This window comes from Chitinophaga silvatica (genome assembly GCF_003419895.1).
Classification (GTDB): Bacteria; Bacteroidota; Bacteroidia; order Chitinophagales; family Chitinophagaceae; genus Chitinophaga; species Chitinophaga silvatica.
This window is the reverse complement of the sequence record NZ_QPMM01000002.1, coordinates 56,477-78,893: the sequence shown is the minus strand read 5'-3', so window position 1 is coordinate 78,893 and position 22,417 is coordinate 56,477. Positions and strand designations below refer to the sequence as shown.

The following is a 22,417-nucleotide window of genomic DNA, read 5'->3' as shown; positions in this document are numbered from 1 at the left end:
TTGATGCTATTAAAGTGTAAGACGGATACCCGCAGTAATGGTTCGTGGTTGCGGCGTAGTGTTAAAGTCGAGCCCCTGAACAATACCATTGGTATCTCCAGCGCTATTGGCTTCCGGATCAGGACCTGTGTAACGGGTGATAAGGAATAAGTTGCTTACGGTTAGATAAATATTAGCCTGGTTGATTCTCCACCGTGACAGCAGACTTGCAGGGAGTGTATACCCCAGTGTTACATCTTTCAACCGGATGTAGGACGCATCTTCCATATATCGACTGGTAGCGCTGTTGTAGTTGTTGCTACCATCAGGGTTGGGCAAAGAAGTAGGGCGTGGCAATACCCCTTCATCTCCGGGCTTTTTCCAATAGTTGAGCGAGCTTTTCTGGATAGAACGGGTTACGCCGCGGGTGCCACCCGACTCCAGGAAGTAGCGGGTATAGTTATATAATTTGTTGCCGTACTTATAAAAGATATTCACATCAAGATTAAAACCTTTGTAACTGAAGGAGTTTCTCAGGCTACCTTCTGCTTTAGGCCAGATATCGCCTACAATCTTTTTGTCGTCCTGAGTGATTTTACCATCAGGTACACCTTTAGGTCCGCTGATGTCTTCGATTATTACATTTCCGGTTTCCTTATCTACTCCCAGTTCATTCCAGAGGTAAAGCGAATAGAGTGGAGACCCCTGCTCAATACGATACATACCATAGCTACCATCAGTAATGGGGGCTATCAGCTTTTCTACCCTGTTACGGTTTCTGGAAACCGTAAATGTAGTTTTCCAGGTGAAGCGTTCATTGGTAATATTCTGGCTATTGATTAATAATTCTACACCCTTGTTGCTCATGGCGCCAACGTTACTGGTGATAGAGCTGTATCCTGAAATCACTGGTATAGCAGCAGGGAGCAACAGGTCGCTGGTATATTTATCGTAATAATCTGCTTCGAGATTAATTCTTCCATCCAGCAAACTACCGGCAACGCCTATATTAAATTGTCTGGTAGTTTCCCATTTAAGATTGGGATTGGCCGGCTGGCTGGGGCCAGTACCCGGTTGGTCGAGATAATTTCGACCACCATTCCATAAACCTCTTGATGCAAAATCGCCGATATATTGGTTACCTGTTGATCCTATGCTGGCTTTCAGTTTAAGATCATTGATCAAAGCCTGGGCAGGATAAAAGGTTTCCCGACTGATATTCCATCCGGCACCTACTGCGGGGAAATATCCCCAACGATGATCACGACCAAAACGGGAAGAGGCATCGGCGCGGATATTCACATCCAGGCTATATTTATCCTTGTAGAGATAGTTGGCACCCGTAAAGAATGAAACTAACCGGGAGGTAGTACCGGTAGAAGAACCTGTTTGCACAGCTGCAGATGCTATGCGTTTAAACTGATTACTAGGAAACCCGGTACCAGTCAGCGATACGCTTTCCTGGGAGTCGAACTGCAAAGTATTTCCCAAAACAACAGACAAGTCATGGTCTTTGCCAAAGGTTTTATTGTAGTTGAACAACTGTTCTGCCAGGATGGTTTCTCTGGCAGTAGTAACATCATTGGATTCGCCGGCTGGTTGCCCGTATACCAGGTTGGTATTGTAATAGGCCTTCTCATGATAGTTGGAATAATCACTACTGAGAGTAGATTTAAAGGTAAGCCCTGATGCCAGGTTCACAGATGCGAAAACACTGTTCAAGCTACGGAGTGCGTAAGCGTGGTTGTCTGAATTATTAAGAATAGCATATACATTATCAAATACACCTACTTTATAATAGCTGCCATCTGAGTTATATAGCGGATAAAAAACCGGAGTATGCAAGGCAGCCTGGAACAGGCCGGCAGGGCCATCTCCTACTCTTACTACTGTTCTTGGAACATAAGAGATGCTATTACTGGTTCCTATTTTAATACGATCAGAGATACTATGGTCGAGGTTTACACGAAATGAATACCGGGTAAAGTCTTGCAACCGCAAGGTGGATTGCGACTTTTCATAATCGCCACCCAGGTAGAAGTTTGTTTTATTATCTCCACCGGTAACGGCTACACTATATTTCTGATTGATTGCCGTTCTGAAAATCGGGGATAATCTGTCGTAGGTTTGTTGTTCTTCGGGTGTGCCATAAGCCGGGAATCCTGATACCTCCTGGCTTTTAGGTCTGAAAGGTAATTTATCGGCAGCAATACCATCGTTAGATGAGGCAACATTTACCAATGCTGCATGTTCAGGACCGGTAACCAAATCCCAGACTTTAGGAGTAGTAGCCCATCCTTGCTGGGCATTAACGTTGACGCGGGTACGAGAGTTTTTATTACCCCGTTTGGTAGTAATCAGAATAACGCCGTTAGCGCCTCTGGCACCATAAATAGCGGTGGCATTGGCATCTTTCAAAACAGTAATGTTGGCGATATCTTCCGGGTTGATTTCAGCAAGGGGGTTAGACTGTTGTCCACCCAGCCCTCTACCGAGGTTCTGCATATCTCCGGTGTTCATAAATATTCCGTCTACTACATATAGCGGATTATTGCCGGCAGTAATAGAAGTAGCCCCACGAAGTCTTACCAGTACTGACGTTCCCGGAACCCCTGAGTTGGCAGAGATCATCAGGCCCGGTACTTCTCCCTGTATTTTTTCCACAATGCTGGTAACGGGAGCTTTAGAAAAGTCATCTGCCTTTATGCTGGTGATAGCACCATTGCGGGCATTAGTACGGGTACGTGTGTATCCTACAACCGTTAGTTCATTGAGCTTACTGTTGGTTGCTTCCAATAAAACCGTTACCGGTGTATTACTTGGAATCACTACTTCCCGGGCATTATATCCCACATAACTGATAACAGCAGTAACAGGAAATTCCTGTCCTGTCAGGAACTTAAATCCACCCTTTTCATCGGTCAATACCTGATGAGTTGTGTTTTTGAGCCGCACAGTAGCGCTTACTAATGGTTCTCTGGTAGTGGCATCTATTACGGTTCCTGAAATGGAAATGTTCTGGTGTTGTGCGGATACATACGACGCAGATAAAATAAATAGAAAAATGATAAATAAACGGCTGCTCCATGCCGTTGATGACATTCGGTACATGCAATAAGATTTTGATTCCGGTATTTCACGGATCACGTAAAGAAATGAATGGACATAAGAATCCCTCGGCCCTGATGGCCGGATAAATGGCTGATAGCTTCTGTAGTTTAATACTGCTGTTCCTTGGTGGTAGGAGTTATAGTAACAAAGGCAAAAGACAATACAATCAGCAGTTTGTTAAATAACTGCAACAGGTGGCGTAAAACATTCGCATACAAAAAATTATTAAGTGATAAATACTGTATTGTTCTGCGGCGTAAATAGTCTACTGTATTTGTAGGGTAAAGCTAGTAAATAGTTTTAGAAAATGAAAGAAAAATCTCGCAAAAAATAATTTGATAACCCGGAAAGAACAGATGTAGTAAGGTTTGGCAGCCAAAGTGATGATTTATTAATTGACGTGCAGCCTACGGAGTTAGTTAAAAAACTGAAAACAAGCTGGCAGAAATCATATTCCAGTAAAGGACAAATTTGTTGTTGCAAAAAATAAAACATCAGATGTTTAATAAAACATCATACCTTTATGTCAATTTACCGGTATTTATGGAAAAAGCGTCTAAACTTTCAGACAGGGTCATCATTGCCATTCAGAAAGACATTTCACAGGGAAAATATAAGCCAGGTCAGAAGATTCCGGCAGAACCAGAGCTGATGGTACAATATGCAGTAGGGCGGAGCACAATCCGCGAAGCCATTAAAACATTGGCGATATCAGGAGTGCTGCGTGTGCAACAAGGGGCAGGCACCTTTGTAAATGAAGCAATCACAGCCGAATCGCTGGACCAGCGTCTGCGGCGGGCCGATTTTGAGGAGATCAACCAGGTACGGCGGATGCTCGATTTCGAGATCGTAAAACTGGCAGCAGCCAACCGTACGGAGGAAGATATGCAACAGATGGAGAAACAATTGAATCTCCGTAAAAAAGCGATCCTCGATCAGGCTTACCAACCCTGTGTAGAAGCGGATATTGCGTTCCATATGGCCATTGCGAGAGCTTGTGGCAACCAGGTGATGGCAGATCTTTACCAGTCATTTACCTTGGTTATCAGAAATTTCTTTGCAAAAAGAGATACCCAAAGTATCAGTCATTTCGCCATCAGCCATCATTTACATGAACAACTGTTTAAAGCTATAAAAAATGGAAATCAACGCCTGTCGAGGCAGGTGATGGAGGATATCCTCGACAATAATTATTAATCTGATTTATATGAGTATGCTGATTTTCAGCCTTATCCTTTTGATAGGCGCCTATGCAGCCGGTTTATTGGGTTCACTTACCGGGCTTGGAGGAGGAGTAGTAGTAATTCCATTGTTGACATTAGTATTTCATGTGGATATCCGGTATGCTATAGGGGCTGCATTGCTGGCCTCCATTGCTAATTCATCCGGCGCAGCAACAGCTTATATCAAAGAAGGTATTACCAATGTTCGTTTAGGAATGTTTTTGGAGATAGCAACAACTGCAGGTGCTGTAGGAGGTGCGTTGATAGCGGTTTTTACACCTGTAAATACTATTGCCATTCTGTTTGGAGTAGTGTTGATATTTTCTGCATTGATGACGGTACGCAAGAAAAATGAACATCCGGAAGAAACAGGAAGCAAATTGTCATATGCCCTGAAACTAAACAGTACCTATCCTACTGCCAACGGAGAAGTAGCTTATAAACTGAAGAATATAGGCGGAGGTTTTTCCATTATGTTGCTGGCGGGAGTACTATCCGGCCTGTTAGGCATTGGCTCCGGCGCACTGAAAGTACTGGCGATGGATGGAGCCATGCGTATACCCTTTAAGGTTAGTACTACTACCAGTAACTTCATGATAGGCGTTACAGCGGCAGCCAGTGCGGTGGTATACCTTCAACGAGGCTACATCGATCCTGGTATTGCTTTCCCGGTAGTACTCGGTGTATTGGGCGGTGCCTTTTCCGGCGCCAGGTTGCTAACCATAATGAACCCCCGTACCCTGCGTATCATTTTTTGTGTAGCTATTTCTTTTGTAGCACTGGAAATGATTTACAACGGATTTAATCACCAGTTTTAATGCATTATGAAACAGCTAAAAAGTTTAGTGGGCGACAGAGATATAGCCCTCTTCATAGGTCGTTTTCTTCGCATAGGTGTATTAACTGCCTGCAGTATTGCTCTGATAGGTGGTTTCTGGTACCTTGTGCAAAGCGGTGCAGCCGATATGCCTGATTATAGTCACTTCACCGGTGAGGAGGCCGGTTACACCACGTTTCACGGGATATTTAAAGGGGTAGCCGAAGGCAGTGCCACAGAGATCATTCAGTTGGGAGTGCTGGTATTACTAGCTACACCAATATTCAGGGTTTTCTTTTCATTGTTGGCATTTGCCCTGGAAAAGGATTGGTTGTATGTAGTTATTACCACCATAGTATTGGGAATTATCCTCTTTAGTATGTTTGGAGGATTGAAGATATAGGTAAAAAAAGAGCGTCTCAAAAGCAATTGAGACGCTCTACTATTTATGTTATCAGTACTTATTACTTAGCGCTACGTTTCGCAAATTCAGCTTTAGCATCTTCCAGATACTTAACGAATGCGTTAACATCGTTCTTCGGATCATAGCTATAACCGGCGTTCATCAGGGCTTTACCTTGTAAATCAACCGGAATATAATATGGTTGAGAATTACGGTTGAAATTCATTACCTGGAATTCTGCATTGAAATTTCCCACATTCTTAATCTTGCTGCCGTCTACTTTAGAAACTGTTTGTTGTTCATGTGGAAGAGGTGTTTTATCGTCTGTATACAATGAAGCTACGATGAAATCATTTCTCAATATTTTCATTACAGCTTTATCAGACAATACAGATTTCTCAAACTTACGACAGTTTACACAGGAGTGGCCGGTAAAGTCGATCAACAGTGGTTTATTGGTTGCCTTAGCAGCTGCAATAGCTTCTTCATAGTCGAAGAAAACATTTTCAACACCAGGAATTTCGGAATGCAGTACATCTACCAGTTTTTTAGGTTTAATTGTATTTGCTTGTCCACCACCAGCATTACCTCCACCACTTTCGAGTGAAGCCTGAATATCGATCAGGGATCTGTTCAGATTAAAATCCTGAGATCCTTCATGAGGTAGGAATCCGCTGATTCCTTTCAGAGGAGCTCCCCACATACCAGGAATCATATATACAACGAAAGTGAAGGTAACTATCGCGAAACAGAGACGAGTAACAGATAAGAATGGAACATCACTATCATGGCTGAATTTCAGTTTTCCAAGCAAGTACATCGTGAGTAAACCGAAGATTGCAATCCACAGAGCCAGGAATATTTCTCTGTCTAACAGGTTCCAGTGATAAGCCATATCTACGTTCGACAGGAATTTCAGGGCAAGTGCCAGTTCCACAAAACCTAAAGTTACTTTCACTGCATTGAGCCAGCCACCAGATTTACCGATCTTATTCAGCAGGCTTGGGAATAGCGCGAATAAAGAGAATGGAATAGCCAATGCCAATGAGAATCCGAACATACCTACCAGCGGGCCAGAGTTTCCACCTTTAGCAGCCAATACCAGCAAGTTACCGATGATTGGGCCTGTGCAGGAGAATGAAACAATAGCCAGGGTAAGCGCCATAAAAAAGATTCCAAACAAGCTTCCCATACCAGCTTTAGAATCGGATTTATTTGCCCAGTTACTAGGCAGAGAAATTTCGAATGCACCGAGGAAGGAGAATGCAAAAAGCAGGAATATGGCAAAGAATATCAGATTGGCAATACCATTACTAGCCAGCGAGTTCAGGGCGCTTGCACCAAATACCTTGGTGATAACGAACCCTAAGAAGGTATAGATAATGATAATAGAAAATGAATAAATGAATGCATTCTTGATTCCTGCGGCTCTGGTAGCACTACGTTTTGTAAAGAAGCTAACAGTGATAGGAATCATAGAAAATACGCATGGGGTAATCAGGGCAATAAAACCACCACCGAAGCACGCCAGGAAAATCCACATCAAAGATTTGTTGGAAGCATCATCTGCGGCAACATCTCCACTTGCGGCGGAAGTACCTCCGATAACTTTAGTGTTGAAGCTAGCTTCTTCAGGAATTGCTTCTTCTCCTTTCAGTACCATACTGGTAACTGTTCCTCCAACTGTTTCCAGAGGTTTAGAACTTTCGATCGACACTGCCAGATCAACAGTATTTTCGAAATATTTGATATTTAAACTGTCGAACAACGCTTCTTTGCGTTGTTCCAGTTTACCATTTTCTGTAATACCGGTAATATGAGCAACAGACGCGGTGGTACTATCCAATACGATGCGGGTATTAGGATCATCGTTGCCCATGGTAGTAGAAAAAAGTATCCAGTCCTTTTCTACTGTTCCTTTCAGATGCAGGATATATTCCTTATCAGTTTTCTTCTCGGCAGAAAATTCCCATTTAACAGGTTGGGGATTATTTTCCTGGGCCTGAGCTGATAAAGAAAAACTGGCAAAGACGGCTATAAAAAACGAAAGCAAATGCTTCATAAAGTCAATAGGCTTTAAATAATATCATTCTGAGTAAACGAGAAACGAGTTCCCGGATAGAGGAACTCGTTTCTAAAAATATTGTTATTTGATAGCGGATTCAATTATTTTCCTCCTACACTTACCGCAAAATCAATATCCTTCGGTGGTAAACATTGGTGATCATCACAAACCATAAATGTAACAGTACCTTTTACTTTGGTAGCCGCTTTACCTTTCACAGTAACCTTTTGCACGAAATCTACATTGTTTTCGTAGTATTTCAGTTCAGAGTTAAAGTTTTTGTCGAACGATTTATGCAGTTTACCCACTTCTTCAACTTTACCTTGTAGAGTTGCTAATGGATTTTTAGTGAATTTGAAGGAAGTTGGTTCAGGACCTTCTCCGGCTTCCTGTGCATACAGATGCCATCCTTTTTCGATGGTAGCAGTTGCATGCACCTCGTAGGTAGTAGCATCTACTTTCTTAGCTGTAAAGCTCCATTTTACCGGATTCTCTATCTGAGCGCTGGCCAGGATAGGCAGCGCAAACAAAGCCAGTGCTGTTAATAATCTTTTCATGCTTTTCTTTTTTAATTGGTTGGTCGTTTTGATTTAATCTATTAATTGTTATTAATAAGACTTTGTAGGATCAGCTGTCCATCGGTATTTCCCAGGGCGAGGCTGGTAGCTCTTTCCGGGTGAGGCATCATTCCAAAGACATTTCTGGCTTTGTTGCAGATACCTGCGATATTATGGATGGCTCCGTTAGGGTTAGCAGGTTCAATAATATTGCCAAACTCATCGCAATAGCGGAAAAGTATCTGATTGTTGTTGAAAAGCTCTTCCAGGGTAGCATCATCTGCATAATAGCGACCTTCACCGTGAGCAACTGGTATCATAAGCGGGCGGCCTACTACATCCTTAGTCAGGGAAGCAGAGGTATTTTCGCTCTTCAGATAAACATTTTTGCAAATGAATTGCTGATGGCGGTTTTGCAATAATACACCTGGCAACAGGCCAGCTTCACACAATACCTGAAATCCGTTACATACGCCGATCACACGACCACCTTTATTAGCGAATTCAATAACACTTTGCATCATTGGACTAAATCTGGCAATTGCTCCGCAACGCAGGTAATCGCCATATGAAAATCCACCAGGTAATACAATACAGTCGGTTGTATTGAATGCGCTCAGGTCTTTCTCCTTATGCCATAGTTCAATTACTTCCTGCCCTAAATCATTACGGAGGGAATCAATCATATCATGATCACAATTAGAACCGGGAAAGGTGACAACGCCAAATTTCATCTGAAAATTATTTTGTGTTTATGTGTGTAAATAATGCTTAAAACTCATTTTTCCCGCAATTTTTACCAATTAGCAAAGCTAGCGGGAAAGGACAAAATTACTTAGCCGTTCGCAATTTTCCATTGCCGTTTGTCCTGATTTAACAAATTACTGGTAATCAGCCCCTTGGAAGTGGCATTTTAGCTGAAATATTGCATAACTATAACATATCCAAGTACCAGAATGTGAATTATGTTGGCAAAAGTGTCGCTGGTAATCGACCAAAATACATTTCCTGCAAACATTGAGATAGGCAAAACTGCCAAAACCCAATAGGAAGGAGAAAAATGTATATTGAAGAAAGGAACCAATATGGCTACTAAAACATATATAATTAAAGCTGCCCATATTTTCCGGCCCTGAATAAGCATCTTCTTCAATGGTCGCTGTAATAACAGCCATCCCAGTACAAAAAAGAACAAACAGGTGATAAACGCTCCCCAAACCTTATAATCTGATATAAAAGGCTGGACTAACCCAATATTAGGGATTTTGATTAATAGCCCCATCTGATTGGTAAGGAACAAATATGTTCCCATCAGGTAAATAGGGCAAATAAGGCCTAAAACTGCAATTATCCATTCAGCCAGCCTAAACGCTCTCATGATAAGCATGCTTACCAGGAGTAACAGGCAAAAAATTACTGAAGGGAAATAAAACAATCCACAAACCCCTAAAGCAAACCCAATATTAAAAACCACATCCCGGGCAGAAGTTCGTGTATATAATTCTGTTATGCTCGAAAATACCCAGAGCATAATCAGGTTTACCAATAATGCAGGAGAGAAAACATTCCAGCCTTCCAGCAAAGAGGTAAACAGCAGATAACACATCGCCGGCAAATAGGTAGGCTTGGAAAACAGGCGATGATGATTAACTATTCTGGTAAAGAACAACGATTGAAGCAGGAGGAGTAAGACAGACAGAGAAGTAAAAAACAAAGGTCCTGCCCCTACTACAGATTGCAACCATTGCACCAGCAGATGGTATAACAATCCTTCTGAACCATCCGCCAGGAAAGTAGACGGATGCAACAGATAATAAAACTTAACCAGTAGTGTATATAATAACAGCAGCAATACCGTTAACGGATTGCCTGAACGGAAAAAACGTATCACAGTACAAAGGTGTGATTAAAAGTCAATTTTAGCAAAGCAAATATAATTCCTGTAAATACAAGGTACTACAACTGTACGGCCACTGATCTGTTTTCCATAACGGGGCATCCAGGTAAAACCTTTATCCAGATTCCGCAATGTAGGCATACGGTTAACTTTACCACCAGGGGCTAAACTAACATCCGTAAGCATGTAGTTTCTTCTATCCAGTTCATTGAATAAAAAGCGCAACTCACTTCCGACATTCACCATCAGGTAGGATAAATACAGATCTGCATTATCGTCGTACTGACTCTTATGCACAAAGTTATTCCACTGCATATTTCCTTCGTCATCGAACGATAAGACAGCCACATTATCGTAGTGATATCTCAAACCTTGTGAATTATTCCAGTTGTACGGATTGTAATACATTGAAGAATAGGGAGAATAGTAGTATGGCGAATACATTCCGCCGTAAGGGCTTCCATACATATAATTCCAACGGTTCCATGGCTGATACCTGGAGGAAGTTGAAAAAGATTCGGCAGTCAGCAAAAAGCCTCCGTTAGCGGTATTGATGATCTTACGAATAAAGTAATCATTAAACGCAGCATTGGTGCTCGACTCTCCGCGTGCGTTAGCCTTCAGTTCTTCGGAGAATGGCTGCGATTTTTCGTAAACAGGGGTATGAGTACCATAATTGTATTTGTAGAGATACAATCCGTCTACATTCCCTCTTTTCTGTTTATAATAGAAGGCAGTTACTAGGGCTGTGTTCCTGGCATTATCAAGCTTCATTTTCACCTCATCGATCAACTGAGATTTAAACGTCATTGGCGACAATTCAAAGCTATCAATCAATGGACGTTTAACGATCATGCTGCCACTTACAACATAATCCTTGTTACTGGTACGCTCCAACTTATTAAAGATGAAATCACCGGCATTACTGAGGTTAAAATTGCTCAGAAACTGCTTTCTCGATTGCATGGGTAAAGAGAGGCGACTGTTATTTACCAGGCTTACGGCACTATCGTACAGGAAAGTATAGAAAACATTATTGGATTCATTATCCTGATTGATTTTATAAACCATTATCCTGTTCTTATCTTCAGATACCTCCAGCGAGTAAACTTTATTTTCTTTTGTATAGGAGCCTATACGTGTAGAATCTATCATTATCGGAGCATCATAAAATTTAGCATCCGGAGTCATTGTGGCACAGAAACTAAATACTGCATCCTTACGCTGAAATTGGTAGAACATCAGTACTTTATTGGGATAGGCAACGAAATCCATTGAAATGACCTTACGGGGTAAAAAATCCAGCTTTACCCGATCAATCATTGTCATACTGTTATCATACACAGAAACAACATAATCGCCTTTGTCAGCCTTATAAACCAGGATATTACCGGCTACTCTGCCAATAATCTCAAATTCGGTGCTTTTATAATCGTCTCTATCCGGCTCAGAGTAGGTTATTTTTTGTGCGGAGACAGCGGTGCCTGCCATCAGCAATAAAAAAAACAGCGATAAACGGTATAGCGTATGCATGTGGAAATATGGATTTCAAAGCTATATTAATAATGTTGGCACATAATACATGGACCTTTTTCAAACTTACATCAAAATTTTTCAATTTGGATGAGTTAACTAATGCTTTTACTTAAATTCAAAAACGACTGTTTTATTGTGTACTTTTATTAAAATTTTTTAATTGAAGGAAATATAGGATGGAAACGGTTGCTATTACAGGAGGAACAGGGTTAATAGGCAGTGCATTAACAGCATGGTTGGTTGAAAGGGGCTATAAAGTTATTATACTAACCCGCAAGCCTGAAGCAGGCACCAACAAAGCTGTTACATATGCGCACTGGGATATTAAAACCCAGACGATCGACAAAATGGCGATCCAGGAGGCCGATTATATCGTGCATCTGGCAGGAGCCAATGTTGGAGAGAAAAGATGGACAACCGCACGTAAACAGGAAATTGTAGAAAGTCGTACCCAAAGTAGTGAACTGATTTATACAGCATTAAAAACATTTCCCAATAAAGTAAAAAAAGTGATCAGTGCCTCTGCCACAGGTTATTATGGCGAGTATAAGGATCATTCATTTGTTGAAACAGACCCACCAGCTACCGATTACTTAGGTACAACTACAGCGCTGTGGGAACAACATATTTCTAAAGTTACTTCACTAGATAAAAAGCTTGTAATACTACGTACAGGTATTACGTTGAGCCGTGAAGGCGGTGCGCTTAAAGAGTTTTATAAGCCATTGAAGTTTGGTTTTGCCACTGTTTTAGGATCAGGAGAACAGTTTGTTCCCTGGATTCATATTCATGATTTAGTGCGTCTTTATTTCAGTGCCATCGTAGATGATAATATGGAAGGTATTTTTAATGCCGTATCTCCAAACCCGGTTACCAATAAGGAATTAATTCTCACAATGGCGAGAATAGTTAAGGGTAAAAGTTTTATGACAACCTATGTTCCCACTTTTGTATTAAGGACGATGTTGGGAGAAATGAGTATTGAAGTATTGAAAAGTGTTAAAGCCTCTCCCGAAAAAGTACAAAAAGCCGGATTTCAATTTTCTTATCCTACAATAGAACAGGCAATGGAGCAATTGTTTAGCCTATAAGTACTTTCTCTAATGCCGCTGCCTTAAGCATACATTCTTCCCATTCTTTTTCCGGATCACAGTAAAATGTGATAGCAGATCCTGTTTGGAAAGAAAGGTACCGGCTGCTTTCATTATATAAAATGCTTCTGATTACAACATTAAAATCGAAATCGCCCTCCGGGGTGATATATCCTAATGCGCCGGAATATAGCCCTCTTTTGGAGCGTTCATAGGTTTCTATCAGTTCCATCACCCTAAGCTTGGGAGCACCGGTCATAGAACCCATAGGAAAGGTTGTTTTCAGTATTTCAGCAAATGGAGTAGCAGGATCGACAACAGATCTGACAGTAGAAATCATGTGATGCACATGCGCAAATCCGTAAATTCCAAAGAGTTCTGAGACTTCTACAGATCCCTGCACCGCAGTATGTGAGAGGTCGTTTCGTACCAGATCCACCACCATTACGTTTTCAGACCGCTCTTTAGGATTATTGAAGAGTTCCAGTTGCAAAGCCCGATCGATCTCGGGATCAGGATCTTTCCGGCTGGTACCCTTAATGGGTTGAGAGATAACGGTAGTTCCTTTTTTCTGAAGGTATCTTTCGGGGCTTGAACAAGCCATGTAGCGATCGTTGAGCCTGTAATAGGCAGCAAACGGTGCCGGCGAAATATTATTTAACTGTCTGAATAACGCAGGTGGATAAACGTTAGCATTTTCTATAAAGTTTTCCCTGCAGAAATTGACTTCATAACAATCGCCCTGCTGAATATGCAGGCGGAGTGCTTTTACGGCATCCAGATAATCCTGTTTAGGTAACCTGCTTTGTACAGGAGGGAGCGGGGAATCGGAAATGGGTTGAGAGTCTGAGATAAAATTGCAGCAATCGTTGTAGAGTTGTTCTGCTGCGTTTGCTGTCAGGTTAATTCCACCGATTTCTACGGTTGTATTTCGGAGTAGGAATATTATTTCCGGCCGGAAGAAGAAGAGATCCGGAAATCCAATCCCATCGGGGTGTTGGGATTGTAGTGGAGCCACTTCATTCTTTAAATCGTAGGCCAGATGACCAAAAATCCAATCGGGGTTGGCATCATGAAAAGTTTGCAGTGCCTGAAATGCATTACCTGCGGGTGCGCTGATAGCATCTAGTGCATTAAAGGCCAGAATGGCTTCGTATTGGTGCCAGTGAGAGGAGTAGTTGTTATTGTCTAAAAAACAACAAATGTTGAACTGGTTGGCCCAATTCAACATTTGTTGTTTAAATATCCTCCGATCATCAACCGGGAATGTGTGAAATATCCTGATAACAATCGTGTTTAATGCTTAAAAATCATCATCATCATCATCGAAACGATCGTTGAATAAATCCATGTCTTTGAATTCATCATCGATTCCCAGATCGTCATCATCGTCGCTTTTTTTGGTACTAGGGCGACCACGTTTTCCTTTAGATTTAGGCATGTCGAACTCCTCGAAGTCAGGATCGTAATCATCATCTTCTCCTTTTTCCCATGCATCTTCTACATCTTCATCATCGTCGTCACCATCAAAATCTTCATCGTCATCATCCTGACTTTTAGATTTTGATGCAGATTTATCTGATTTTTTTGAAGAAGATTTCGAAGGCTTGTTTTCCTCATCATCCTCATCATCATCGTCGTCATCCACCTCTTTCTTGCGCTTAGCCGCAGCTTTAGGAGCGTCTTTTGCAGTCTTAGGAGAAGTAGTTTTTTTGGTCTCTTTCTCTTTATCAGATTTTGATTTCATAATAGGTTACCTTATTTCTTTGCCGTAAAGTTTTAATAGTTTTTTTTATTCGCCAAATTTTTTTTGCCGTTTTTTTTTCTTACTTTTTTCCTTCTACTTATCCAGGATTTGGTCGCGTCCAGGTCCGTTGGAAACGTATTTCACAGGAACGCCCAGATAACTTTCTACCGCAGTAACGAATGATTTCATTTCAGCAGGTAACTCATTGAAATGCTTGCAAGTAGCTGTTTTTTCGGACCAGCCGTTGAATGTTTCGTAGACAGGTTTCAGTTCCAGACCATTTAATTGGAACGGCATTTCTTTGGTTTGTTGGCCATCAATTTCATAGGCGGTACAAGCCAAAACCTGATCGAATTCGTCTAAAACATCGCTTTTGGTCATTACCAATTGGGTAACACCGCTAAGCATGCAGGTATAGTTCAGTGCAACGAGGTCGATCCAACCGCAGCGGCGAGGGCGGCCGGTAACGGCGCCAAATTCGTGGCCGGCTGCTCTGAGTTTTTCACCGGTTTCGTCGTGTAATTCAGTAGGGAAAGGGCCACCACCAACGCGGGTGCAATATGCTTTGGTAACACCAATTACTTCTTTGATCCATTTAGGAGCAATACCCAGGCCAGTACAAACGCCGGCAGATATTGTGTTAGAAGAAGTTACGAAAGGATAAGTACCAAAATCAACATCCAGCATACTACCCTGAGCGCCTTCAGCTAAGATTTTGCTACCATTTTTCAATTTATTGTTGATCCAGTATTCTCCGTTTACGATGTTCATAGTGCGGAGGAAAGGAATAGCTTCGAAGAATTCTGCTTCCCAGGCAGCGATATCTGCTTCAAATTCGCTGATATCGTACTGGCAGAGGAGATCGAGGTGTTTTTTCTTTAATTTCTCGTAGCGCTCTTTAAAATCGGGAGCTAAAACATCCCCAACGCGTAAGCCATTTCTACCGGTTTTGTCCATATATGCCGGACCAATACCTTTAAGGGTAGAACCGATCTTATCATTACCTTTTGCGATTTCAGACGCTTTATCAAGGGCTCTGTGAGTAGGAACGATGATATGCGTTTTTTCTGCGATAAACAGCTTTTTGGTAAGATCTACGCCAAGAATAGCGATATCTTCACTTTCCTTCTTGAAAGCTACAGGGTCTAATACCACACCATTACCGATAAGGTTGATGGTTTTATCATGGAATACACCAGATGGGATTGTACGTAATACAACTTTTTGGCCGTTTACGTAGAGTGTATGACCGGCATTCGGGCCACCTTGGAAGCGGGCAATTACGTCGTATTTTCCGGCAAAATAGTCCACAATTTTACCTTTACCTTCGTCGCCCCATTGCAGGCCTAACAAAACGTCTACCATAATGATTTAATTAATTATCGGAGGTTGTTGCGTTTAAAAGAAGTCGCAAAATTAAGGCGAATAATTACAAATACAAATTTTCGCACCAAAGGAGAATGTTTTTAAACAGATGTGGCGCTGCAAAGCAATAACTCTACGGCGCCACATTTTAATCTATAAAATACAATTAATTTTCTTCCAATCGTTGTACTGTCTGAATACCATCCAGCTTTTTAAGCCTTTCTACCAGTTCATCCAATTCTTCTTTATCGTGTACATACACTTTGATGAGTCCTTCAAACAGGCCTTCTTTTGATTCGATGCTCAGTGCAGAAATATTGATCTTTAATTCACCGGAAATGATATTGGTAATTTTATGAATAACACCAACATCATCCATACCGATGATACGCATACCAGTCAGGAAGGATATTTCGCGGTTTTTCACCCACTTGGTTTTCACCACTCTATGTCCATAATTTGCCAGTAGCTGAGCGGCATTCGGGCAATTGGTTCTATGAATTTTCAGACCTTCACTGGCAGTAATGAATCCAAAAACATCGTCACCGGGTATTGGGCGGCAACAGTTTGCCAGTTTATAGGCAATTTTATCTGAGCTTTCACCAAAAATTATCAGTTCAGCATCCTTCTTGGAAGGTATCTGATGTTTAACCTGTTCTTCCGATACGTGTTCCGGCTGTTTTACAGGTTTTGGAGGTTCTAATTTATCGCCCAGAACTGTAAACTGTTTCAATTCTTTCAAATCAATATTCTTCACAGCAATCTGATAATACAGATCCAAAGGAGAAGATTGTTTGTAAAACTGAACCAGTTCATTGATATTATAACTGCTTGGGGTAATATCCATATGCCCCAACTTGCGTTCCAGAGCGGCTTTACCATCCATGGCCACTTTTCGCTTCTCTTCTTTCAGCGCATCTTTAATCTTTGATTTAGCCTTGGCGGTTAAAACAAAGTTGAGCCAATCTTCGGATGGTTTTTGTTTATTGGAGGTAATAATTTCAACCTGGTCGCCACTTCTCAGTTTATGGCTAAGCGGCACCAGTTTGTAATTGACTTTAGCACCTATACATTTGTTACCAACGGCACTGTGAATAGCATAAGCAAAATCCAGGGCTGTAGAGTTTACAGGCAGTATTTTCAGGTCACCTTTCGGGGTGTATACGTAGATCTCCTCGGTGAAGAGATTGCTCTTAAAATCGGCCAGGAAGTCGAGCGTATTGGAATCAGGATTGCTCAGGATTTCTCTGATTTGCATGAACCACTGATCGAATTTCGACTCCTGTTGGGCGGTGGTGGCACTACCTTCTTTATAACGCCAGTGAGCAGCCACACCTTTTTCGGCATAATCGTTCATTCTTTTGGAACGGATCTGCACTTCCACCCATTTACCCTGGGGCCCCATTACAGTAACGTGCAGGGCTTCATAACCATTTGATTTAGGGTTACTTAACCAATCGCGGGTTCTTTCAGGGCTTGGGTGATAAAAGTCGGTGATGATGGAATATACTTTCCAGCAATCGGCTTTTTCCTTTTCTATCGGAGAATCAAGGATGATACGAATGGCGAAAAGGTCGTATACTTCTTCGAAAGCAACATTCTTTGTTTTGATTTTATTGTGGATAGAATGAATTGATTTCGGGCGACCGTATATTTCGAACATAAAGCCTTCTTCCTGAAGAACTTCCTTGATAGGTTTTATAAACTCATTGATATACCGGGTACGTTCGCGCTTTGTTTCCTTGAGGCGGCGGGCGATTTCACGATAAGTTTGTTCTTCGGTATATTTCATGGCCAGATCTTCCATCTCGGATTTGATATTATATAATCCGAGGCGGTGAGCTAATGGCGCATAGATGAATACAGTTTCAGAGGCAATTTTGAGTTGTTTTTCTCTGCTCATGCTGTCGAGGGTCCGCATATTATGCAACCTGTCGGCCAGTTTGATCAGGATGACTCTTGGGTCATCGGCCAGGGTGAGTAGAATTTTTTTGAAATTCTCTGCCTGAGCGGTACTGGTACTGGAATCTATTACGGTAGATATTTTTGTGAGGCCATCTACTATATGAGCGATTTCGGTACCAAATTCACGAGTAACATCTTCCAATGTTACTTCGGTATCTTCAACGGTATCGTGTAATAGGGCGCAGATAGCGGAACGGACACCGAGTCCGATTTCTTCCACGCATATCTGTGCTACGGCCAGCGGATGCAAGATGTAAGGTTCACCTGATTTGCGGCGCATTTCCTTATGAGCATCAGCTGCCATTTCGAATGCAGTACGTACCAACTCTCTGTCGCCTTTTTTCAAACGGGGTTTTAATGCTCGTAGTAAAGCGCGATAGTGCCGAACGATTTCTTTCTTTTCCTGCTCTTCGTCTAAATTATATTTTTGAACAACCACTGTTTCCATCGGTATAAAGTTACGATTTTATCTAATCTGAATAAAATAACGAAAGGGTAGGAAGCACAAAACCGCCTGTACCGCGCTTTTGGGGCGGAACAAGCGGAGTTGCGCTACGGTTCAGGCAACTAAATCGCAGGGGCACATTAAAATAAAAGAATATTTGACAGCAAATTAGCTTAAAGGCACTGTGAGTTTGACTGGCAATAGCTCTTCAGGTACATTCAGGCGTAAGCCGACATTATAAACGGTTTCCAGTTCAACGTGGGGGGTAAGTTGTTTGAGCAACTTCCTGATACGGCCGATAAAGACATCCATACTACGGCTGGCATAAAAGTCATCCTTGTGCCAAATTCGCAACAGTACTTCTTCTTTCTGGACAATTACGTTAGGTCTGCTAAAGAAATGACGTAACATTTTGGATTCGATAGGGGAGATTTTCCCTTTTACCATTTTTGTTTCCGTTTCATAAATCTTCAGCTTTCTGTAATGGAAAGTATATTTCCCGATTTCGTGACCAATCAGCAGCTCAGTTCTGTTAGGACGGGTCCATTTCAGGATTACCTGCATCCTTTTGATCAGTTCTTCGAAACTGAAAGGTTTCACCAGATAACCATCTCCCCCGGCGCTAAAGCCGGTAATTCTGTCTTCATCCCCTATTTTTTCAGAAGACAGAAAGAAAATGGGCGTTACCATGTTTTTCTGACGGATCTCCTTTGCGAGGTCATATCCGTTTTTCTTAGGAATTACAATGTCGATAAGACAAATATCATATTTGTTCCTATCGTATAGGTTCCAGGCATCCAAGCCATCGAGGCTATGTTCCACATTAAAACCGGAATTTTCCAGATAATGTTTTACTGTTCCTCCGAAAACCTTATCATCTTCAACAAGCAATACTCTTGGGTTCCTATTCATAATGCGGCCATTTGTGTGACGGTGATGAATATATAAACCTGAAAAAAAGCGGTGCGGGGTAATGTGCTCCGAACTTTTTTTTGTTACTAACATCAATCCACACAAACTCATCAATATCCACATGCTTTTCCACAGGCCAACAACCTCATAATCATCCATACAAAACCCTTTACCACAAACAATTAGACAAGTGATAAACAGTGAACAAAACCTTCAGTTATCCACATTTAACTGAACATATTTTTTTTATCGAAAATTGAATGCCGGAATAGCGCATCCAGGGGCTTTATTTGCCATTTTTCAGTTGCTCTTTTAACTTATTCAGATCTTCCTGTTGCTGACGATTTTCATTTTTTAATTCTATCAGATATAAGGTCAATTCTTCTACTTTTTGTAATAATTTTTTATTCATTTCTCCAAGATCCACCCCTTCCTTCTTTACCTCCTCAGCAGCGGGAATTCCGGGAAGATGCTTATGCTGCTTAATAAATGCAGATACTTCCTGCAATGAAGGCAAAACATAATCTTCATCAAATACAAAATCTGCCCAGCTAACCTGCTCAACTTTAATCCTTCTTGCCCCCAAAGTTCCATCCACCGCCAGTTTATAAGCTTTACTATTGCCGGCACCTATACTAACATTTCCGGCTCCATCCACTCTCAACATCGTACTGGTATTATTTTTTAGTGTCAGTAAATCCCAACTGGTATTGGCTCCATTATCTACATGCAATCCTCTTTTCAGTGTGCCGCCGGTAGAATCATTAACAGTTCCGGGCCCAAAAAAGGTTACAGGCCCTGTATTTCGTAAAATCCCGTCCATATCCAATCTTAAAGCTCTTGTAGATGGTTTCCCAATAGATATATTTCCATATTCATTTATTGAAAAAAGTGTCGAAGTATTACCTTTAAAGTTATAGCCTCTTACTATTGAATTATTAAAGAAATTGACGCCATCATCATTCACTCCGATATCCAGTTTGTAACCAGATGTACTGGTACCTGTACCCAGGCGAATTTCCTGTTTCCCATTTATTATATGAACCGGGGCCGTAGCCGTATCCATCCCTACTCCCAGTTTCCCTCCAACATAATAATTTCCCTGTTTATCGACATACGGCAACGGATAATAAACACTGTTAATAAAATCGCATTTCATCCCAAATCCATTTATAGATTTAACAAACCCTGTAGGTGCAGTAGTTGTCTGACTAAATGGCGATGCGGTAACCGGAGAGTTATTAAAATCGGCCGCCGAACGGTAGTAAATATTTCCACCTTTATAATTCGCTCTTAACCAAAGCGCATTATTGTAAATATAGAAAGATGCAGCAGCAGCATTTCCTGAAGTACACCTGACTTCCAGTCCATCGAACCGGGTAGTTGTTGCAGCCGCTTTATCAATACGCACAACAAAAGTACCCTGCTGCTCATAAAATTTAGGATCTCCCTGTATACTTATTTCCAGTATTGAAGCATAGGTATCTGATGCATTATTGATCTGTGCTACTTTGTAGTAGTAAAAATCGTTGGGTGCAGAAGCGGCATGAGTAGAGCCAAGAAGCTGCCAATCGCCCGGGGCATAGGCACAAACTGTAACTGAAACAGCACACAATAGGGATAATAATAGGTAACGCATAAAACAAATGGAATATTTAGATTGATTAATAATCAAGATAGGGATAACTTATCTTTACAAAATGAAAAGTATATTCAAACAAATACTACGATACTTTTATATAGGTAAAAAAGATCCTAATGCCCCAAAATCAACATATTTGTCGATGATGCATGGCATGAACAGGATATCAATAATTCTTTTTTTGCTGGCTCTAATACTAATGCTGGTAAGATTTATAAAGCATCATTAACTGATTGCATATTCGTAAATAATGTCGGCAGCTCTGCGGGAGGCATCTTTTTCTCCTAATTTATGCCATAACTCTGCATAATCTTTCTTTACCCTGTTTCTCACAGCTTCATCTTTCAATAAAAGTCCCAATTCCTTCAACAAATTCTCTTCAGTAAGATCATGTTGAATAAGTTCTTTCACAACTAATTTATCCATTACCAGGTTAACAAGTGAGATATACTTTACCTTGATAAGATGTTTTGCGAAGAAGTATGAGATAGGATTTCCTTTATAACAAACTACTTCAGGCACACCAAACAAAGCAGTTTCCAAAGTAGCTGTTCCAGAGGTCACCAAAGCAGCGGTAGCCTGTTTGAGGAGGTTATAAGTCTGACCTTTTACCATACTTACATTGGGATGCTGGCCAGTAAGGCTTTCCAGGAAATGATCATCTAACCCCGGTGCTTGTGCTACAACAAATTGATATTCAGGAAAATGTTTTGCCATCGTAAGCATGATAGGCAATTTAACACTCACTTCCTGCTTTCTGCTACCTGGCAAAACAGCAATAATAGGTTTGTTTGCCAATGGACGCTCAACTGGTTGCTCTTTAAAATCTTTAATAACTCCCACCAGTGGATGACCTACATATTCTACTTCGTAATTCCATTTTTGGTAGAATTCTTTCTCAAATGGCAGGATGCACAGAAGCTTATCTACTGATTGTTTAATTTTCTTTACTCGGTTTTCTTTCCAGGCCCAAACCTGTGGAGAAATATAATAAACGATTTTATATCCTTGTTGCTTGCCCCATTCTGCTATTCTCATATTGAACCCAGGATAATCTACCAGTACCAATACGTCAGGTTTAAAGGCAGTAATATCTTTTTTACATTGATCAATATTCTTCAGAATGGTACGTAAATTCATCACAACTTCCACAAATCCCATGAATGCAAGGTCTCTGTAATGCTTTACAATATTGGCTCCTGCATGTTCCATCAGATCACCGCCCCAGCCACGAATATTGGCTTGGGTATCGACTTCCCGAATTTGTTTCACCAAATTGCTTCCGTGTAAATCACCTGACGCTTCTCCCGCAATAATGTAATATTTCAAAATCTAATGCTTAAATTAATTGATCAGTTTAACCAGCAAAATGCCAACAGCATAAAGCATGGTAGCTAAAAAGATACCTTTTGATGTAATATCGAGCTTCTCTCTGGTATAAAGATAAAATACCACTCCATTCAATAACAAACATACACTTCCCAATTTAGGAATCATCTGGCGATTATCGTTTAAAATACCAAGAAACTGAGGCAGCGACACATGATTGTGCGGCCTGATTCCAAAGTAATAATACCCGAGAAACATCACTAATGGGGTTAAAAATCCCAAAACGATACCTAATTGAAGATTGTCTTTTTTTAACATAGTGCTATTATAATG

Annotated in this window: 19 protein-coding genes; 5 read left to right on the top strand and 14 right to left on the bottom strand. The window is 41.2% G+C overall.

The window, feature by feature from the left end:
* Positions 1 to 9: 9 nt before the first annotated feature.
* Positions 10 to 3,090, bottom strand: coding sequence for a SusC/RagA family TonB-linked outer membrane protein (locus tag DVR12_RS04630; RefSeq protein ID WP_199417042.1), 3,081 nt, complete (start codon positions 3,088 to 3,090; stop codon positions 10 to 12).
* A gap of 543 nt (positions 3,091 to 3,633) precedes the next feature.
* Here DVR12_RS04630 and DVR12_RS04625 point away from each other — a divergent pair.
* Genes DVR12_RS04625 through DVR12_RS04615 form a run of 3 tightly spaced genes read left to right on the top strand, consistent with a single transcriptional unit; the run spans position 3,634 to position 5,533 of the window.
* Entirely contained in the window at positions 3,634 to 4,287 is a 654-nt protein-coding gene (locus tag DVR12_RS04625; RefSeq protein ID WP_116975104.1) for a FadR/GntR family transcriptional regulator, read from the top strand.
* A 10-nt stretch (positions 4,288 to 4,297) separates the two neighbouring features.
* On the top strand, positions 4,298 to 5,131 hold the full coding sequence (locus DVR12_RS04620; protein ID WP_116974308.1) for a sulfite exporter TauE/SafE family protein: 834 nt from the start codon (positions 4,298 to 4,300) through the stop codon (positions 5,129 to 5,131).
* 6 nt (positions 5,132 to 5,137) lie between these two features.
* Positions 5,138 to 5,533 (top strand): DUF1634 domain-containing protein, encoded by a 396-nt coding sequence (locus DVR12_RS04615; protein WP_116974307.1) that lies wholly within the window; start codon positions 5,138 to 5,140, stop codon positions 5,531 to 5,533.
* 61 nt (positions 5,534 to 5,594) lie between these two features.
* On the opposite strand, the gene DVR12_RS04610 is transcribed toward DVR12_RS04615, so the two are convergent.
* From DVR12_RS04610 to DVR12_RS04590, 5 genes are all read right to left on the bottom strand, one after another.
* Positions 5,595 to 7,595: a protein-disulfide reductase DsbD family protein gene (locus DVR12_RS04610; protein ID WP_116974306.1), complete on the bottom strand. Its 2,001-nt coding sequence runs from the start codon at positions 7,593 to 7,595 to the stop codon at positions 5,595 to 5,597.
* Positions 7,596 to 7,699: 104 nt separating this feature from the next.
* Positions 7,700 to 8,155: a protein-disulfide reductase DsbD domain-containing protein gene (locus DVR12_RS04605; RefSeq protein WP_116974305.1), complete on the bottom strand. Its 456-nt coding sequence runs from the start codon at positions 8,153 to 8,155 to the stop codon at positions 7,700 to 7,702.
* Positions 8,156 to 8,196: 41 nt separating this feature from the next.
* Positions 8,197 to 8,889, bottom strand: a complete 693-nt coding sequence (purQ, locus tag DVR12_RS04600; protein ID WP_116974304.1) for a phosphoribosylformylglycinamidine synthase subunit PurQ — start codon at positions 8,887 to 8,889, stop codon at positions 8,197 to 8,199.
* A gap of 179 nt (positions 8,890 to 9,068) precedes the next feature.
* Positions 9,069 to 10,046 carry a hypothetical protein gene (locus DVR12_RS04595; RefSeq protein WP_116974303.1) on the bottom strand — a complete coding sequence of 326 codons (978 nt, stop codon included), beginning with the start codon at positions 10,044 to 10,046 and terminating at the stop codon, positions 9,069 to 9,071.
* A 15-nt stretch (positions 10,047 to 10,061) separates the two neighbouring features.
* Positions 10,062 to 11,585 (bottom strand): hypothetical protein, encoded by a 1,524-nt coding sequence (locus DVR12_RS04590; protein ID WP_116974302.1) that lies wholly within the window; start codon positions 11,583 to 11,585, stop codon positions 10,062 to 10,064.
* 179 nt (positions 11,586 to 11,764) lie between these two features.
* On the opposite strand from DVR12_RS04590, the gene DVR12_RS04585 reads away from it, so the two are divergent.
* Complete coding sequence (locus tag DVR12_RS04585; RefSeq protein ID WP_116974301.1) at positions 11,765 to 12,679, top strand: TIGR01777 family oxidoreductase; 915 nt, start codon at positions 11,765 to 11,767, stop codon at positions 12,677 to 12,679.
* On the opposite strand, the gene DVR12_RS04580 is transcribed toward DVR12_RS04585, so the two are convergent.
* From DVR12_RS04580 to DVR12_RS04555, 6 genes are all read right to left on the bottom strand, one after another.
* Positions 12,669 to 13,910 (bottom strand): anthranilate synthase component I family protein, encoded by a 1,242-nt coding sequence (locus tag DVR12_RS04580; protein WP_116974300.1) that lies wholly within the window; start codon positions 13,908 to 13,910, stop codon positions 12,669 to 12,671. The two genes, DVR12_RS04585 and DVR12_RS04580, sit on opposite strands and share 11 nt — an antisense overlap.
* 72 nt (positions 13,911 to 13,982) lie before the next feature.
* On the bottom strand, positions 13,983 to 14,426 hold the full coding sequence (locus DVR12_RS04575; protein WP_116974299.1) for a hypothetical protein: 444 nt from the start codon (positions 14,424 to 14,426) through the stop codon (positions 13,983 to 13,985).
* 93 nt (positions 14,427 to 14,519) lie between these two features.
* Positions 14,520 to 15,791 carry an adenylosuccinate synthase gene (locus DVR12_RS04570; protein ID WP_116974298.1) on the bottom strand — a complete coding sequence of 424 codons (1,272 nt, stop codon included), beginning with the start codon at positions 15,789 to 15,791 and terminating at the stop codon, positions 14,520 to 14,522.
* Between the two features lie 166 nt (positions 15,792 to 15,957).
* A complete protein-coding gene (locus DVR12_RS04565) occupies positions 15,958 to 18,204 on the bottom strand; it encodes a RelA/SpoT family protein (RefSeq protein WP_116974297.1) in 2,247 nt (748 codons plus the stop codon).
* A 165-nt stretch (positions 18,205 to 18,369) separates the two neighbouring features.
* Positions 18,370 to 19,113, bottom strand: a complete 744-nt coding sequence (locus DVR12_RS04560) for a response regulator transcription factor (protein ID WP_158563199.1) — start codon at positions 19,111 to 19,113, stop codon at positions 18,370 to 18,372.
* Between the two features lie 286 nt (positions 19,114 to 19,399).
* The gene (locus tag DVR12_RS04555; RefSeq protein ID WP_116974295.1) at positions 19,400 to 20,752 is read right to left on the bottom strand and encodes a hypothetical protein; all 1,353 of its coding nucleotides are present in this window, start codon (positions 20,750 to 20,752) and stop codon (positions 19,400 to 19,402) included.
* Positions 20,753 to 20,813: 61 nt separating this feature from the next.
* On the opposite strand from DVR12_RS04555, the gene DVR12_RS28055 reads away from it, so the two are divergent.
* Positions 20,814 to 20,984: a DUF6728 family protein gene (locus DVR12_RS28055; protein WP_317126735.1), complete on the top strand. Its 171-nt coding sequence runs from the start codon at positions 20,814 to 20,816 to the stop codon at positions 20,982 to 20,984.
* Here the strand turns inward: DVR12_RS28055 and lpxB are convergent.
* Together lpxB and DVR12_RS04545 are read right to left on the bottom strand one after the other, a co-directional pair.
* A complete protein-coding gene (gene lpxB, locus DVR12_RS04550; protein WP_116974294.1) occupies positions 20,981 to 22,084 on the bottom strand; it encodes a lipid-A-disaccharide synthase in 1,104 nt (367 codons plus the stop codon). The genes DVR12_RS28055 and lpxB overlap by 4 nt on opposite strands.
* 15 nt (positions 22,085 to 22,099) lie before the next feature.
* The gene (locus DVR12_RS04545; RefSeq protein WP_116974293.1) at positions 22,100 to 22,402 is read right to left on the bottom strand and encodes a hypothetical protein; all 303 of its coding nucleotides are present in this window, start codon (positions 22,400 to 22,402) and stop codon (positions 22,100 to 22,102) included.
* Between the last annotated feature and the right edge of the window lie 15 nt (positions 22,403 to 22,417).